Here is a 15476-nt window from a genome sequence, read left to right as displayed (position 1 = left end):
CACTTGTGCACAGCAAGATTGCTCTCGGGGAAAACCCTTTAGATGCTAGTTTACAATCTCGGAAGCTCTAATAAGTCATTGTTTTTAATGATTAAATTAGGGTTTTCAACAAGATTTCGCAAGTTTGCGCAATCTTGTCAAATTCCAATTTTCGATGTTGCTCCAGCCTTTTCCCCAAAGTTATCCACAGGCGGAAAATGGGGCGCGCCGGCATCATCCGGGATCATCCGTCTACATGCTCCGTCCTAGCTCCCATGTCTGAAGCGCAGCCGAATACGACCCCCGCGGTCTGCTGGGTGCGGGTGGCGCTGGACGTGCCCTTGCCCGGCCCCTTCGATTACCGCAGCGACGCGCCGGTGACGGTGGGCCTGCGGGTCATCGTGCCGTTCGGCCGCCGCAAGCTGATTGGCGTGGTGGTGGACAACCCGGCGGAGCCGTCTTTCGACCCCAAGCAGATCCGGCCGATCGAAGAGGTGCTGGATGACCTGCCGCCTTTCGACGAGGACTGGCTGCGTCTGGCCCGCTTTGCCGCCGACTACTATCAGCGGCCGCTGGGCGAGGTGATGCTGCCCACGCTGCCGCCGCCGCTGCGCAAGCCCACGGCCTACCAGGGCAAGCGCTCGGCCGGCGGACCCGTGGCGCGCCTGGACGGGCGCAAGCGCAAGGCGGTGCGCGCGCCGGCCCAGGCGGATCAGCCGCCGGAACTCAACGACGCCCAGCGCGAGGCGGTGGACGCCATCGGCGCGCTGGACGGGTTCAAGCCCGTGCTGTTGCACGGCGTGACGGGCAGCGGCAAGACCGAGGTGTACCTGCGCGCGGCCGAAAGGGTGTTGGCGGCGGGACGCCAGGTGTTGCTGATGGTGCCCGAAATCAACCTGACGCCGCAGCTCGAAGGCGCGCTGCGCGCGCGCCTGGAGGCGCTGGTCGGACCGGACGGCCTGGCGGTCATGCATAGCGGCCTGTCCGATGGCGAACGCCTGCAGGCCTGGACCCGCGCCCAGCGCGGCGAGGCCCGCATGTTGCTGGGCACGCGCATGTCGGTGTTCGCGCCCTTGAGCCAGTTGGGCCTGATCGTGGTGGACGAAGAACACGACGCGTCCTACAAGCAGCAGGACGGCTTGCGCTATTCGGCGCGCGACCTGGCGGTGTGGCGCGCCCATGACCTGAATATCCCGGTGGTGCTGGGGTCGGCCACGCCGTCCCTGGAGACCTGGCAGCATGCCGAGCGCGGCCGCTACCTGCGACTGACCCTGCCGGGCCGCGCGCGCGCCAGCAGCCTGCCGTCCATGCGCCTGATCGACACGCGGCGCCTGCAACTGAAGCAGGGCATGTCGCCGCAGTTGCTGGACGCCATCGGGCAGCGCCTGGAACGCAAGGAACAGTCGCTCATCTTCCTGAACCGCCGCGGCTATTCACCGGTGCTGCATTGCCAGTCTTGCGCCTGGGTCAGCAATTGCCCGCGCTGCACCGCGTTCACCGTCCTGCACCGCACCGATGGCCGCGGCCATCGCCTGCAATGCCATCACTGCGGCTATCAGGCCCCCGTGCCGCGCGCCTGCCCCGAATGCGGCGACCAGGACCTGGCGCCGATGGGACGCGGCACGCAGCGGGTCGAGGAGCATCTGGCGGAGTTGTTTCCCGAGGCGCGCATCCTGCGCATCGACGCCGACAGCACGCGCAAGAAGGGCAGCGCCGAAGCGCTGTTCGCCTCGGTGCATGCCGGCGAGGTGGACATCCTGGTCGGCACGCAGATGGTGGCCAAGGGCCACGACTTCGCGCGCCTGGGACTGGTGGGCGTGCTGAATGCGGATTCCATGCTGTTCGCGCACGACTTCCGCGCGCCGGAGCGTCTGTTCGCGCAGCTGATGCAGGTGGCGGGCCGCGCCGGCCGCCATCAAGGCAACGGCGAGGTGCTGATACAGACCAACTACCCTGAGCAGCCGGTCTACCAGGCGTTGCTGCGGCATGATTACGCGGGCTTTGCCCGCCATGCCCTGCACGAGCGGGAAAGCACCGGCCTGCCGCCTTTCGTTTACCAAGCCCTGCTGACCGCCGAGGCGCGCGAGCTGAAGGTGGCGCTGGAGTTCCTGGAGCGGGCGCGGGCCTTGCCGGAAGGCGAGTGGGCGGCCGACTTCCCGGGCCTGGACGCCATCATGCTGTACGACCCGGTGCCGCTGCGCGTGGTACGCGTGGCCAATATCGAGCGTGCGCAGCTGCTGGCCGAAAGCAGCAGCAGGCCGGCCTTGCAGGCCTTCCTGACGTCCTGGTCGCATCACCTGCCGTACCTGGCCAACGAAGCGCGCGTGCGCTGGCAACTGGAAGTCGATCCGCTGGAAATCTGATCGGCCGCGGCCGGGGCCAATGCGCCGTCGATCCGATTGTTCTATGATCTTTCTCCTCTATCGCGCCGGCGCGGCAGGCCCGCTGCGGCGGCTGCGCCCGTCCCCTTTTTCTCGCGTGTTACCGGCCCGCTGACGGGCGGCCGCAAGCTCCGTGCTTGCTGGCCGCAGCTTCAATGCGGCCGCCGCGATGCATGATCACCTGACTCAAATGTCCGCCAGCGAACCTATAGCCCAAGGCATGAACCCCGCTCAACGCGAAGCGGTGCTGTACCTGGACGGCCCCTGCCTGGTGCTGGCCGGCGCCGGCAGCGGCAAGACGCGCGTGATCACGCAGAAGATCGCCTACCTGCTGCGCGAATGCGGCTACATGGGGCGCAACGTGGTGGCGCTGACCTTCACCAACAAGGCCGCGCGCGAGATGGATGAGCGCGTGAAGACCCTGGTGGACCGCAAGCTGTCCAAGGGCCTGATCATCAGCACCTTCCATTCGCTGGGTGTGAAGATGCTGCGCGAGGAAGCGCGCAATGCGGGGCTGAAGCCGACGTTTTCGATCCTGGACGCCGACGATGCCATGGCCATCATCCAGGAACTGCTGAACACTACCGACAAGGCCCGTCTGCGCCACGTGCAGGGCATCATCTCGCTGTGGAAGAACGGTTTGATGGAACCGGACGATGCCGCGCGCGAGGCCATCACGCCGGCCGACGTGGAAGCGGCCAACGTCTACCGCAGCTACGCTGCCACGCTGGCCGCCTACCAGGCGGTGGACTTCGACGACCTGATCCGCATCCCGGCGCTGCTGCTGGCCAACAACGAAGAAGTGCGCACCCGCTGGCAGAACCGCGTGCGCTATCTGCTGGTGGACGAGTACCAGGACACCAACGTGTGCCAGTACCGCCTGGTGCAGTTGCTGACGGGCTCGCGCGCCATGTTCACGGCGGTCGGCGATGACGACCAGGCGATCTACGCCTGGCGCGGCGCGACCATCGAAAACCTGGCCAAGCTGACCACCGACTACCCCAACATCAAGCTCATCAAGCTGGAGCAGAACTACCGTTCGGTGCAGCGCATTCTGGCGGCCGCGAACCAGGTGATCGAAAAGAATCCCAAGCTGTTCGACAAGAAGCTGTGGTCCGAGCTGGGGGTGGGCGAACCCATCCTGGTGTCGGCCATGGACGGCGAGGAACAGGAGGCCGAATCCATCGCCATGAAGGTGTCGGCGTCGCGCTTCGAGCGCCAGGCGCAGTGGAAGGATTTCGCCATCCTGTACCGCAGCAACCATCAGTCGCGCATCCTGGAACAGGCGCTGCGCAACCTGAAGATTCCGTACACGATTTCGGGCGGCCAGAGTTTTTTCGACAAGACCGAAGTGCGCGACGTGCTGGCCTATCTGCGCATCCTGGCCAACGACGACGACGATCCGGCCTTCATCCGCGCGGCCACCACGCCCAAGCGCGGCATCGGCCAGGCCACCTTGCAGACGCTGGGGCAGTACGCCGCCAGCCGTGAACTGTCCCTGCTGGCGGCAGTGGCCGAGACCGGCCTGGAAAGCCTGCTGGCGCCACGGCAGTTGGAGCCGCTGCGCACCTTCACCGAGTTCATCCGCCGCATGCAATGGCGCGCCGGCCGCGGCGCGGCCGATGCCAAGACCGCCGCGCCGTCCGAGCCCGCGGGCGTGCTGCTGGACGATCTGCTGGAGGCCATCCAGTACGAACGCCATCTGTATGAGCTGTTCGAAGAGCGGCCCGCGCAGACGCGCTGGCAGAACGTGCTGGAGCTGACCGGATGGCTCAAGCGCAAGGCCGAAGAAGACAACATGACGCTCTTCGATCTGGTGCAGCACGTGGCGCTGGTCACCATGCTGGAGCGCGGCGAGGAAGAAGAGCCCGATGCCGTGAAGATGTCCACCCTGCATGCCTCCAAGGGGCTGGAGTATCCGCACGTGTACCTCGCGGGCGTCGAGGAAGGCTTGCTGCCGCACCTGGGCAAGGACGACGAGGTCGGCGACCCGGCGCGCGCGGCCGAGAACCTGGCTTCGCGCATCCAGGAAGAGCGCCGGCTGATGTACGTGGGCATCACGCGCGCGCAGCGCAGTCTGAACCTGAGCTGGTGCAAGCGCCGCCGCCGGGCGCGCGAGGACCTGGTGCGCGAGCCTTCGCGCTTCATCGAGGAAATGGGGCTGGGCGATGTGCGCATGCAGGAAGACGCGGCTACCGCCGCGATGAATCCCAAGGAGCGCATGGCCATGCTCAAGGCGCTGCTGAAGAAATAGGGGCGGGGCGGCGGCTTGTGGAAAGCCGCGGCCTGCTCCTACACTGGACTGCGCCCGCCCCGCGGTCCGGGGCGCGGCAACCCCGTGGATCGAAGGAGCGCGCCATGTGTCGCTGGCTGGCTTATACCGGTAGTCCCATACAGATGGAGAGCGTGCTGTTCAAGGCCAAGCACTCCCTGATCGACCAGAGCCTGCACTCGCGGCTGGGCGCCACCACCACCAATGGCGACGGCTTCGGGCTGGGCTGGTATGGCCGTCAACACGAAGGCCAGCCGCTGGAGCCGCCGTTCCGCTACCGCAGCGTGCATCCGGCCTGGAACGACCGCAATCTGCGCGAGGCCGCGCGCGCGATCCATGCGCCGCTGTTCGTGGCGCACATCCGCGCCGCCACCGACACGCCCGCGCAGGAAACCAACTGCCATCCGTTTCGCCATGGCCAGTGGCTGTTCGTGCACAACGGCGTCATCCGCGACTATCCGCTGCTCAGGCGCGACCTGATGCTGATGATCGCGCCGGCCTATTTCGGGTCGCTGGAAGGGTCCACGGATTCCGAGGTGATGTTCCTGCTGGCCTTGAGCTTCGGCCTTGAGGAAGACCCGCTGGCGGCGCTGGCTCGCATGGTGGGCGCGGTGGAAGAGACCGGCAGGCGGCATGGCGTGGCGCAGCCCATCAACATGACGGTCTGCGCGCTGGACGGCCAGCGCCTGATCGCCGTGCGCTATTCCAGCGAGGCCGATTCGCGCACGCTGTTCCACAACACCTGCGTGCGCCATCTGCGCCAGCTGTATCCCGACAATCCGCAGATCGCGGCGTTGGATGATGACGCCTTCATGCTGCTGTCGGAGCCCTTGACCGAGATGCCCGGCGCCTGGGAGGAAGTGCCCGAAGCCACCGCCATCATCGCGGGCGGCGGCACGGTGGCGCATTATCCTTTTGTGCCGGTGCCGCCAGGAGCCTGAGCCGGGGTTCAGTGCCCCGTATGCAGGGCCGGATTCAGCGTGCCCCAGGCGGCGGTGCGCACCAGGCACTCCACGGCGCCGGTCTGCGAATTGCGGCGGAACAGCAGGCCTTGCTGGCCCGCCAGCGAGGTGGCCTTCACCACCGCGCCTTCCGGCGTCAGCACGCGCGTGCCGGCGGTGATGTAGCAGCCGGCTTCCACCACGCAGTCGTCGCCCAGCGAAATGCCGATGCCCGAGTTGGCGCCCAGCAGACAGCGCTTGCCGATGGACACCACCTGCTTGCCGCCGCCCGACATGGTGCCCATGATGGATGCGCCGCCGCCGATGTCGCTGCCGTCGTCGACGATGACGCCGGCGCTGATGCGGCCTTCGACCATGGACGCGCCCAGCGTGCCGGCGTTGAAATTGCAGAAGCCTTCATGCAGCACCGTGGTGCCGGGCGACAGATGCGCGCCCAGGCGCACGCGCGCGGTGTCGGCGATGCGCACGCCGCCGGGCATGACGTAGTCGGTCATGCGGGGAATCTTGTCCACGCCGCGGATTTCCAGGATCTGGCCAGAGGCGCGCAGGTGCCAGCGCAGCGCATCCACCTGATCCACCGCGCAGGGGCCGGCCGAGGTCCAGGCCACGTTGGCCAGCACATTGAACAGGCCGTCCAGGTTGGCGTCGTGCGGGCGGATCAAGCGGTGGCTGAGCAGGTGCAGGCGCAGATAGGCGTCGTGCGCATCGACCGGCGGTTCGTTCAGCGACGAGATCGCGGTACGCACGGCGACGATGTCGACCTTGCGGCGGGTGTCGCGGACCAGGGCGGTGGGCACGTGTTCGCCCAGCGCGGCGCGGGCTTCCTCGGGCGACAGGTGGCGGGTGCCGGTGGCCGGCGAGTTGTCGGCCAGCGAGGGACGCGGATACCAGGTGTCCAGGATGGCGCCGTCGGCGGCCAGCGTGGCGACGCCATAGGCGATGGCGCTGAGGGGCTTGGGGGAGTCGGCCATGATGAAAGAGGAAGGGCGCAGTCTGAGTGCGTAATTCTAAGGCGAAAGGGCTGCGGTTTTCAGAGGTTGCCGAAGGCCCAGCGCAGGCTCAGCGAGCCGGTGTGCTCGCGGTTGCCGCCGCCATACTGGCCGCCGTAGGCCAGGCCGATGACGGCCGAGCGCGACACGGCGATTTCCAGGCCCGCGCCCGCCAGCGCGGCGGACCGGGCGATGGGCGCGCCGGCCACCGACAGTACGCTGCCGCCGTCCAGCACCAGGGTGGTTTCCGGCTGCACGTCGCCGAAGGCCCGGCGCCAGCCCAGCGTCGCATGCAGCTTGCCAAAGGTGGGGCCGAGCGCGAAGCCGGTCTGGCCCCGCAGCCCCAGCGTGGTGGTGGTCTGCCGGATCCGTCCCGCGTCGCCCGAGAGCGCCGTGGAACCGCCCGATTCGCTGAAGCTGCGCGTGCGCACATTGCGCACGGCCAAGCCGGCGAACGGTTCGATGGCGGCGCGTGGCGACAGTGCCAGCTCGTAACCCAGTTCCGAGAAGGCCTGCGCGGTGTAGGCGCTGAAGTCGGCGGTCAAGGTCTGCCGGGCGATGCCGGGCATCTCGAAACGCCGCCGGGTGTCGATGTCGTGCCAGGTGTAGGAGGCGGCCGTCAGCAGGTTCAGCTTGCCTGGGCCCGCGTCGAACGACCTCTTGCCATAGATCCCCGCGGTATAGCTGTACACGTCCAGCCGAGCATCGGCCGCGTCGATGCGGACCCGGCTGCGGGTGGCGCCCAGCGCGCCGCCCAGGCGCCAGCCGGCGCCGGCATCGAATTCGCCGCCGCCATACACGCCGGTGGTGCGTTGCTTGATGCGGGCCGTGTTGGCGCCGCCTTCCAGCGTCTGCCAATTGTCGACGGCGACGAGCCAGCCCGGCTGGGCCGGCGCGGGACGGGTCGGCCGATCGGCAAGCAGGCTGTGGTCCGGTTCGGCCTGTCCGGTGTGGGCGTGCGCCGCGCCAGCCGCGCACAGGGCTTGCATGGCGAGCGCCCGCGCCAGCAGTTGCCGGCGCACGGCTATCGGTGGCGGCAAGGACTTTTTACGCCAGTTCTTTCAGCAGCAGCTCCCAGAATTTCATGCGCTGTTCCAGCGTCGAAACCAGGATGTACTCGTTCAAGGTGTGCGCGCCGTCGCCGTCGGCGCCCAGGCCGTCCAGCGTCGGGATGCCCATGGCGGACGTGAAGTTGGCGTCGCTGCCGCCGCCCGTCATGGGTGCGTCTTCCAGCAGGAAGCCGGCGCGTTCGGCGTAGCCCTGCACCAGCGCCAGCAGATCGGCGGCGGCTTCGGTCTTCACCATGGGCGGACGGTTCAGTTCCACGTCGATGTCCAGTTCCACGTCCGGACCCACGGCGCACAGCTCGCGCATGCGGCGCAGCACGTCCTCGGCGGCGCCCATGTCGGGCACGCGGAAGTCGACCACGCAGCGGCACAGCGCCGGCACGGTGTTGGTCACGGTGCCGCCGGCGATGGTGCCGACGCTGACGGTGATGCCGCGGTCATAGTCGGTCATGGCTTCCAGCGCCAGCACCTGGTGGGCCATTTCGCGGATGGCGCTGCGGCCTTTCTCGTGCTGCATGCCGGCATGGGCCGGACGGCCCTTGACGTTCAGGTTCAGCATGCCGGTGCCCTTGCGCGCCGTGACGCACTTGCCGCCGTTGGGGCGGGCGGGTTCGCAGACCAGCGCGTACTTGGCGTTGGCGGCGAAGCGCTCGATGTGCGCGCGCGACGCGTGGCTGCCGGTTTCTTCGTCGGGCACCACCAGGAAATCCACTGGCAGCTGGGTCGCGCCGGGGCGAGCCAGGCCGGACAGCGCGGTCAGCGCCAGGTAGATGCCGGCCTTCATGTCGTAGCCGCCGGGACCATAGAGGCGGTCGCCTTCGATGCGTACCGGGTTCTCCAGCAGCGTGCCTACCGGATGCACCGTGTCCATGTGCGCCAGGATCAGGATGCCGGGGCGCGTGTCGCCGGGGGCGCGGTTGGTCGCGTACAGCAGCGGGCCCGTGGTCGGGCCCAGCGACGACAGTTCCACCGTCAGGCCGGCGGCCGCGGCGTAGTCGGCGATGATGCGCGCCATGGCGGCGATGCCTTCGGGGAAGTTCGAGGGCGATTCGCATTGCAGCCAGCTCTTGATGCCGGCGACGATCTGTTCAGTGCTCTGGGTGTTGGACATGACGGTATCGGATATCTGCAACGAAGAAAATGGGAGCGGTCAGGCGACCTGCTGGCCGGCCAGGCGGGCCAGTTCGGCGTCATCGGGCATCTTGCCATCGAACCAGAGGCTGGCGCACACGGCGGACATGGCGCGGCCGTCGTGGCCGATGCCGGGCACGACCTGCAGCTTCCAGCCGAACGGCACGCCGCGGCGCTCGGCCTCCTTGCGGCCGAACTCGAAGTAGTTCTGGGCGCGCGCAAAGCGGTGCGGGCCTTGACGCATGGCGGCGGGTTCGGACGGCAGGTTGGGGTCGTCGGTGGCGATGTCCTGGTCGCCCGCCAGGATGGTCATCGGGTAGGCCAGCAGCTTGACCAGGTGCTCTTCGGTCAGGCCGACGCCGTCCATGCCTTCGGGGAAGGGATAGTCGAACGTGGGCAGCGTGTACCAGCCCGGGTTGCCGGCAGTCACGGCCTTGAACGGCGCGTGCGGCTGGCTGCTCATCAGGCGGTGCACGAACTGGCCGCCCGCGGAATGGCCGAACAGGTAGACGTTCTGGCCGTCGGTAATTTCGCCGGCGATCAGGTCCTTGATGACGTTGCCCACCAGCGCGTAGGTCCAACCGTCGATGTGGCGCGGATTGCCGCCGGCCGAAAACACGCGGCCGTTGTTGTAGCTTTCCACGCCGGGCCAGATCTCGTTGGAGAAGGTCAGCGCCACGATCAGCAGCTTGTGCTTGTCGGCGGCTTCCACCCAGAAATCGCGGTACTCGTCGCCGTTGCGCAGCACGCCGTGCTGCACGATGACCACCGGCATGTCGGGCGTGTAGCCGTAGGGGCGGTAGGTCTGGAGCTTGAAGGGACGGTCGGAGTTGCGGTCCTCGTCCACATACAGGATGGCGTTGCGGCCGGCATGGCCCAGTTCGATGGCGATGCGGTCGACGTTGGACATCTCGGAGGGTTTCATCAGGCGTTCGCCTCATTCAGGTGGCAGGCCGACCAGTGGCCTGCCGAGATTTCTTTCAGGACCGGCGCCTGCTCGCGGCAGCGCGGCATGGCGTGGGGGCAGCGGGGATTGAAGGTACAGCCCGGCGGCGGGTTCAGCGGCGACGGGATTTCGCCCTTGATCGGCGTGAACTTGCGGCCGCGGCGGCCCACGTCCGGCACCTCGGCCATCAGGGCCTGGGTATAGGGATGGTTGGCGCGCGCGAAGATCTCGGCCGACGTGGAGATTTCCACGATCTTGCCCAGATACATGATCGCCACGCGGTCCGAGATGTGCTTGACGACGCCCAGGTCGTGGCTGATGAACAGGTAGGTGAAACCGTGCTGTTCGCGCAGGTCCATGAACAGGTTGATCACCTGCGCCTGGATCGACACGTCCAGCGCGGCCACGGGCTCGTCGCAGACCAGGAACTTCGGCGCCACCATCAGCGCGCGGGCGATGCCGATGCGCTGGCGCTGGCCGCCCGAGATCTGGTGCGGGAAGCGGTCGCGGTATTCGGGGTCCAGGCCCACTTCCTTCAGCGCCTGGTCGATGCGCGCGGGAATCTGGGCGGCGGGCGCCAGCTTGTGGACCTTGAGCGATTCGCCCAGGATCTGGCGCAGGCGCTGGCGCGGATTCAGCGAGGCCTGCGGATCCTGGAAGATCATCTGCACGCCCAGCGTGTAGGCGAGCTTGTCGGCGCCGCGCAGGCGGCGGGCTTCCTGGCCCTGGTACAGCAGCTGGCCTTCAGTCTGGCCGTGCAGCCCGGCGACGACGCGGCCCAGCGTGGACTTGCCGCAGCCGGACTCGCCGACCAGGCCCACGACTTCGCCGCGCTTGATGGACAGGTCCACGCCGTTGACCGCATACACGGTGCGGCGGTCGATGGGACGGCCGGTCAGGGCCAGGATGCGCTGGGCCAGGTCGGGCCGTTGCTCGAAGCGCTTGTGGACGTTCTTGAGCTCGATGACGGGAGTATCGGCTTGGCTCATACCGGCTGGGCCTCGCGGGTAATCGGCACGTAGCAGCGGTAGTTGCGCGCGCCTTCGGTGGTGACGGTGGGGGCTTGTTCGGTGCAACGCGTGACCGCGCTGGTGCAGCGCGGGCGGAACGGACAGCCCGAGGGACGGCCGGCGAGGCTGGGCGCCATGCCGTTGATCTGGTGCAGGCGCGCGCCAGGCTGGGTGGCGCCGGGCATCGAATCCAGCAAGCCCTTGGTGTAGGGGTGGCGCGGCGCGTCCAGCACCTCTTCGACCGGGCCGCTTTCGACGATGCGGCCGGCGTACATCACGGCCACGCGGTCGGCCAGTTCGGCCACCACGCCCAGGTCGTGGGTGATCCAGATCAGCGCCGTGTTGTGCTCGCGGCAGATCTCCTGCATGCGGTAGAGGATCTGGCCCTGGATGGTGACGTCCAGCGCCGTGGTCGGCTCGTCGCAGATGATCAGGTCGGGCTTGTTCAGCATGGCGATCGCGATCGCCACGCGCTGGCGCATGCCGCCCGAGAATTCGTGCGGATAGCTCTTCAGGCGCTTTTCGGGTGAAGGAATGCCGACCATGGCCAGCGCCTCGCGGCAGCGTTCCTCGGCTTCCGCGCGCGGCACGTTTTCGTGGGTGAGGATGGCTTCCATCATCTGCTCGCCGATGCGCAGCACCGGATTGAGCGTCATCAGGGGATCCTGGAAGATCATGGCGATGCGGTTGCCGCGCAACTGGCGCATCTGCTCTTCGCTCAGCTTGCGCAGGTCCGTGCCCTTGAACTTCACTTCGCCGTCCACCACTTCCCCGGGCGGGTCGATCAGACCCAGGAGCGAAAAGCCCGTGACGGATTTGCCGGAACCCGATTCGCCGACCAGGCCGACGATCTCGCCGCGGCGCACGGTCAGGTCGACGCCGTCGACCGCCAGCCAGGCGCCGGCTTCGGTATGGAATGCGGTGCGCAGGCCGCGCACTTCAAGAATGTTTTCGCTCATTTCAGTTGCCCATTGCGCCAACCGCGGCGCATGTAATGGAGATAGCTCCATCGGGATGCCGCGGAGCCGGCTTTGCCGGTCCGCAGGCATGCCCCCTTGAGGGGGAAGCGCGCAGCGCTTCGGGGGTGGGCCTCATCTCTTGGGATCCAGGCTTTCGCGCAGGCGGTCGCCCACGATATTGATGGAGAGGATCAGCAGCAGCAGGGCGATGCCCGGGAACAGGCTGATCCAGTAGTCACCCGACAGCAGGTACTGGAAGCCGTTGGAAATCAGCAGGCCCAGCGAGGGTTCGGTGATGGGCACGCCCACGCCCAGGAACGACAGCGTCGCTTCCAGGGCGATTGCGGTCGCGATCTGGATGGTGGCAAACACCATGACGGGGCCCAGGCAGTTGGGCAGCAGGTGGAACAGCATGATGCGCCAGGCGGGGAAGCCCAGGTTGGCGGCGGCTTCCACGTACTCCTTGCGGCGTTCCTGCAGCGCGCGGCTGCGCATGATGCGGGCGTAATGCCCCCACTGCACCAGCACCAGGGCCAGGATCACCTTGTCGACCCCGCGCCCCAGCACCACCAGCAGCACCAGCGCCACCAGGATGGTCGGAAAGCCCAGGATGAAGTCGACAATGCGCATGAGCACGGTGTCGACCACGCCGCCGACATAGGCGGCCACCAGGCCGATGGTGCCGCCCACGGCGGTGGCCAGCACCACGGCGGACAGGCCCACCATCAGGCTGATGCGCAGGCCATACAGGATGGCGCTGAGCATGTCGCGGCCCTGGTCGTCGGTGCCGAGCCAGGCGATGCTGCCGTCCATCAGCGCCTGGCGCGGCGCCAGGCGGCCGTCCATCAGCGAAAGGTTGGCGAGGTCGTAGGGATTCTGCGGCGCGAAGTAGGGCGCGAAGACCACCAGCACGATCAGGATGGTCAGCGCGATGACGGAGCCGCGCACCGTCGGGCGCGCGTGCAGTTTCTTCAGGATGGAGGCGCGCTGGGGCGTCTCAGCCAGGGGCTGGACGGTGCGGGTGCGGCCGGGATTCGGAGTTTGAGCCATGGCGGATTATTGAGCGGGAGTCACGAGCTGCACGCGCGGATCGAGCGTGGCGTACAGGATGTCCACAACCAGGTTGATGATCACGAAGATCAGGGTGACCAGCATCACGTAGGCCACCACGACCGGGCGGTCCAATTGGTAGACGCTGTCGATCAGCAGCTTGCCCATGCCTGGCCATGCGAACACGGTTTCGGTGATGGTGGAATAGGCGATGAGGGTGCCGAATTCCATGCCGATCACGGTGACCACGGGGATCAGGATGTTGCGCAGGATGTGGCGGCGCACGATGCGGCCGGGCTTGACGCCCTTGGCGCGCGCGAACTTCACATAGTCCTGGCTGCGGGCCTCGACCACGCCGGACGCGGTCAGGCGCAGCACCAGCGCGATGTTGGCCAGCGCCAGGTTGATGGCCGGCATGATCAGGTGCGACCAGCCGTCGGCAGTCAGAATGGACAGGGGCACGCCCAGCACGGTGACCGTGTCGCCGCGGCCGGTGGCGGGCAGCCAGCCCAGCCACACCGCAAACAGCAGGATCAGCATCATGCCTTGCCAGAAGTTCGGCAGCGAAAAACCCAGCACCGAGGATGCCATGATGCCGCGGCCCAGCGGCTGGTCGCGATACAGGCCCGCGATCAGCCCCAGCGGAATGCCGAACACACAGGTCAGCATGATGGCCACGACCACCAGCTCGAACGTGGCGGGAATGCGCTGCACGATCAGTTCGATGGCGGGGATGCCGTGCACGAAGGAGGTGCCCAGGTCGCCGTGCAGCGCGCGCCACAGGAATCCTGTGTATTGCTGCCATACCGGCAGGTCCAGGCCCAGGCGGGCGATCATCGCCTCGCGTGCGGCCTGGCTGGCTTCGGGGCTGACCAGCAGTTCGATCGGATCGCCCACGGCATAGACCGCGAAGAAGACCACGACCGAAACGGCCAGCAGCACGAACAGACTCTGTATCAGTCTGCGTAGGATGAACAAGGCCACGAGATTATTTCCTTGGTGGGCTCAGGGTTTGCGGGCGCCGCGTAGGGTCTTACTTGGCGGGCTTGGCCGACATGGCCAGGGTGTACTGGTCGGCGCGGCCTTCATAGGTCAGTCCCTTGCGGAACGCCCAGATGCTGCTTTCGAAATGCAGGGGAATGCTGGGCAGGTCGGCCAACGCCAGCGTCAGCGATTCCTGCAGCAGTTTTTCGCGCGCGGCCGGGTCCACGGTGACGAGGGCGCGCTTGAACACGCGGTCGAACTCGGGGTTGTCATAGCCGCCGTAGTTGCTGGTGCCCAGGCCGTGTTCCTTGTCGAACGCGCTGACCCAGTATTGCAGGAAGGACGAGGCCTCGCCGGTTTCCGACGACCAGCCGCCCATGGCGAAGCTGAACTCGCGCTTGGCGCGCTTGGGGAAGTAGACCGAGCGCGTCATGGTGTCGACGGTGGTCTTGATGCCCACGCGCGACAGGTATTGCGCCACCGCCTGCGTGATCTGCGCGTCGTTGATGTAGCGGTCGTTGGTGGACGAGACGGTCAGTTCGAAGCCGTTCGGGTAGCCGGCCTCGGCCAGCAGCTTCTTGGCGGCGGCCGGGTCGTACTTGAGCTCGGGCGGCTTGGGCAGGGTGCCGAACATGCCGTCGGGCAGGAATTGGTTGGCCGGCGTGGCGGCGCCGTCCATGATGCGGTCGGCGATGGTCTTGCGGTCGATGGCCATGGAAATGGCGCGGCGCACGCGCACGTCCTGCAGCGGGTTCTTGTCGTCGGCGGCCTTGACGCCGGGGCTGGGATTGCGCGCCACGTCGGGCTGGAAATACACCACGCGTACCGACGGCGTGATGACGTGGCCGAAACCCGGGGTCTCCGAAATGCGCTTCACGTCGCGCGCGGCGGGGTTTTCGATCAGGTCGAAGTCGCCCGCCAGGAGGCCCGTCAGGCGCGGGCCGGCAGCCGGCACCGGCACCATCTTCACGTCCTTCCATGCGGGCTTCGCGCCCCAGTAGGCATCGTTGCGCGTCAGCTCGATCGCGGTGCCCTTGACGTAGCTCTTCAGCGTGTAGGGCCCGGTGCCGATCACGGAGCGGCCGGTATTGAAGTCGGCCACGGTGGGCCAGGCGCCGGTGACGCCGCACTTGTTCTTCAGGTCGAAGCTGATCGGGCCGTGTTCGGCGATGCCGTTCCACAGCATGCCCATGCGGGTCAGGTCGTTGGGCAGCAGCGGATAGGGCTGGCGCGTCTTGATCACCAGCGTGTTGCCGTCGCGCACCTGGACGTCGGCGAACTTCTGCACGATGGAAGGGTACGAGCTGCTGATGGACTGCTCGTTGTTGACCACGCGGCAGAAGGTGAACAGCACGTCCTGCGCCGTGAAGGGCTGGCCATTGGAAAACTTGACGCCGTCACGCAGCGTGAATTCCCAGGTCGTGTCGTCCACCGGCTTCCAGGCCGTGGCCAGGCGCGGGATCAGGTCCATCTTGGCATCCTGCCCCACCAGCGTCTCGAACATGTGCGAAGTCGTCGCATCGTTCGGCGTGGCCTGGTGGTAGTGCGGATCCATCGACGTCGGCTCGGACGACAGGCCGATCCGCAGAACGCCGGCGGCGTCCTGCGCGATGGCCGCGGTGGTACAGGCGGCCATGGAGAAGGCCGTGAGCATGCTGCGGTAGAGCGTCTGGGCAGACATGGATTTTGTCCCTTTGTTGTATTGGTTATGGTGTTGCAGGGCGGCGTTCCTGGCGGGCCGTCGCG

At 67.2% G+C, this 15476-nt stretch carries 12 protein-coding genes; 3 read left to right on the top strand and 9 right to left on the bottom strand.

The features are described 5' to 3' along the window. The first annotated feature begins 254 nt into the window (after positions 1-254). The 3 genes from N5C88_RS10105 (at position 255) to N5C88_RS10095 (ending at position 5573) form a co-directional block, all read left to right on the top strand. A complete protein-coding gene (locus N5C88_RS10105; protein ID WP_251878656.1) occupies positions 255-2342 on the top strand; it encodes a primosomal protein N' in 2088 nt (695 codons plus the stop codon). Positions 2343-2550: 208 nt separating this feature from the next. After that, positions 2551-4614: a UvrD-helicase domain-containing protein gene (locus tag N5C88_RS10100; RefSeq protein ID WP_059377283.1), complete on the top strand. Its 2064-nt coding sequence runs from the start codon at positions 2551-2553 to the stop codon at positions 4612-4614. 104 nt (positions 4615-4718) lie between these two features. Beyond that, positions 4719-5573: a class II glutamine amidotransferase gene (locus N5C88_RS10095; protein ID WP_118933380.1), complete on the top strand. Its 855-nt coding sequence runs from the start codon at positions 4719-4721 to the stop codon at positions 5571-5573. Between the two features lie 8 nt (positions 5574-5581). Here N5C88_RS10095 and dapD read toward each other — a convergent pair whose 3' ends face one another. From dapD to N5C88_RS10050, 9 genes are all read right to left on the bottom strand, one after another. After that, positions 5582-6565: a 2,3,4,5-tetrahydropyridine-2,6-dicarboxylate N-succinyltransferase gene (gene dapD / locus N5C88_RS10090; protein WP_280015260.1), complete on the bottom strand. Its 984-nt coding sequence runs from the start codon at positions 6563-6565 to the stop codon at positions 5582-5584. 59 nt (positions 6566-6624) lie between these two features. Then, a complete protein-coding gene (locus tag N5C88_RS10085) occupies positions 6625-7623 on the bottom strand; it encodes an autotransporter outer membrane beta-barrel domain-containing protein (RefSeq protein WP_280015259.1) in 999 nt (332 codons plus the stop codon). 7 nt (positions 7624-7630) lie between these two features. Then, a complete protein-coding gene (locus N5C88_RS10080) occupies positions 7631-8761 on the bottom strand; it encodes a M20 family metallopeptidase (RefSeq protein WP_054455173.1) in 1131 nt (376 codons plus the stop codon). A 39-nt stretch (positions 8762-8800) separates the two neighbouring features. Continuing rightward, positions 8801-9706, bottom strand: coding sequence for an alpha/beta hydrolase (locus N5C88_RS10075; protein WP_118933378.1), 906 nt, complete (start codon positions 9704-9706; stop codon positions 8801-8803). Further along, complete coding sequence (locus tag N5C88_RS10070) at positions 9706-10716, bottom strand: oligopeptide/dipeptide ABC transporter ATP-binding protein (RefSeq protein WP_013391145.1); 1011 nt, start codon at positions 10714-10716, stop codon at positions 9706-9708. The genes N5C88_RS10075 and N5C88_RS10070 overlap by 1 nt, the downstream gene beginning before the upstream one ends. Beyond that, positions 10713-11696 carry an ABC transporter ATP-binding protein gene (locus N5C88_RS10065; protein ID WP_059377297.1) on the bottom strand — a complete coding sequence of 328 codons (984 nt, stop codon included), beginning with the start codon at positions 11694-11696 and terminating at the stop codon, positions 10713-10715. Before N5C88_RS10065 ends, N5C88_RS10070 begins: the two co-directional genes overlap by 4 nt. A 132-nt stretch (positions 11697-11828) precedes the next feature. Further along, positions 11829-12746, bottom strand: a complete 918-nt coding sequence (locus N5C88_RS10060) for an ABC transporter permease (protein WP_280015258.1) — start codon at positions 12744-12746, stop codon at positions 11829-11831. Positions 12747-12752: 6 nt separating this feature from the next. Beyond that, positions 12753-13730 carry an ABC transporter permease gene (locus N5C88_RS10055; RefSeq protein ID WP_013391148.1) on the bottom strand — a complete coding sequence of 326 codons (978 nt, stop codon included), beginning with the start codon at positions 13728-13730 and terminating at the stop codon, positions 12753-12755. Between the two features lie 49 nt (positions 13731-13779). Continuing rightward, entirely contained in the window at positions 13780-15411 is a 1632-nt protein-coding gene (locus tag N5C88_RS10050; RefSeq protein WP_280015257.1) for an ABC transporter substrate-binding protein, read from the bottom strand. Positions 15412-15476: the final 65 nt, after the last annotated feature.

The organism is Achromobacter sp. GD03932 (assembly GCF_029839485.1).
GTDB classification, from domain to species: domain Bacteria; phylum Pseudomonadota; class Gammaproteobacteria; order Burkholderiales; family Burkholderiaceae_B; genus Achromobacter; species Achromobacter bronchisepticus_A.
The sequence above is the reverse complement of the archived record's forward strand: the minus strand, read 5'-3'. Positions and strand labels throughout refer to the sequence as shown.

Excerpts from the sequence above, each read along its gene's own strand:
- N5C88_RS10105 (WP_251878656.1), top strand. The coding sequence starts at position 255 with ATGTCTGAAGCGCAGCCGAATACGACCCCCGCGGTCTGCTGGGTGCGG.
- N5C88_RS10100 (WP_059377283.1), top strand. The coding sequence starts at position 2,551 with ATGTCCGCCAGCGAACCTATAGCCCAAGGCATGAACCCCGCTCAACGC.
- N5C88_RS10095 (WP_118933380.1), top strand. The coding sequence starts at position 4,719 with ATGTGTCGCTGGCTGGCTTATACCGGTAGTCCCATACAGATGGAGAGC.
- dapD (WP_280015260.1), bottom strand. The coding sequence starts at position 6,565 with ATGGCCGACTCCCCCAAGCCCCTCAGCGCCATCGCCTATGGCGTCGCC.
- N5C88_RS10080 (WP_054455173.1), bottom strand. The coding sequence starts at position 8,761 with ATGTCCAACACCCAGAGCACTGAACAGATCGTCGCCGGCATCAAGAGC.
- N5C88_RS10075 (WP_118933378.1), bottom strand. The coding sequence starts at position 9,706 with ATGAAACCCTCCGAGATGTCCAACGTCGACCGCATCGCCATCGAACTG.
- N5C88_RS10070 (WP_013391145.1), bottom strand. The coding sequence starts at position 10,716 with ATGAGCCAAGCCGATACTCCCGTCATCGAGCTCAAGAACGTCCACAAG.
- N5C88_RS10065 (WP_059377297.1), bottom strand. The coding sequence starts at position 11,696 with ATGAGCGAAAACATTCTTGAAGTGCGCGGCCTGCGCACCGCATTCCAT.
- N5C88_RS10060 (WP_280015258.1), bottom strand. The coding sequence starts at position 12,746 with ATGGCTCAAACTCCGAATCCCGGCCGCACCCGCACCGTCCAGCCCCTG.
- N5C88_RS10050 (WP_280015257.1), bottom strand. The coding sequence starts at position 15,411 with ATGTCTGCCCAGACGCTCTACCGCAGCATGCTCACGGCCTTCTCCATG.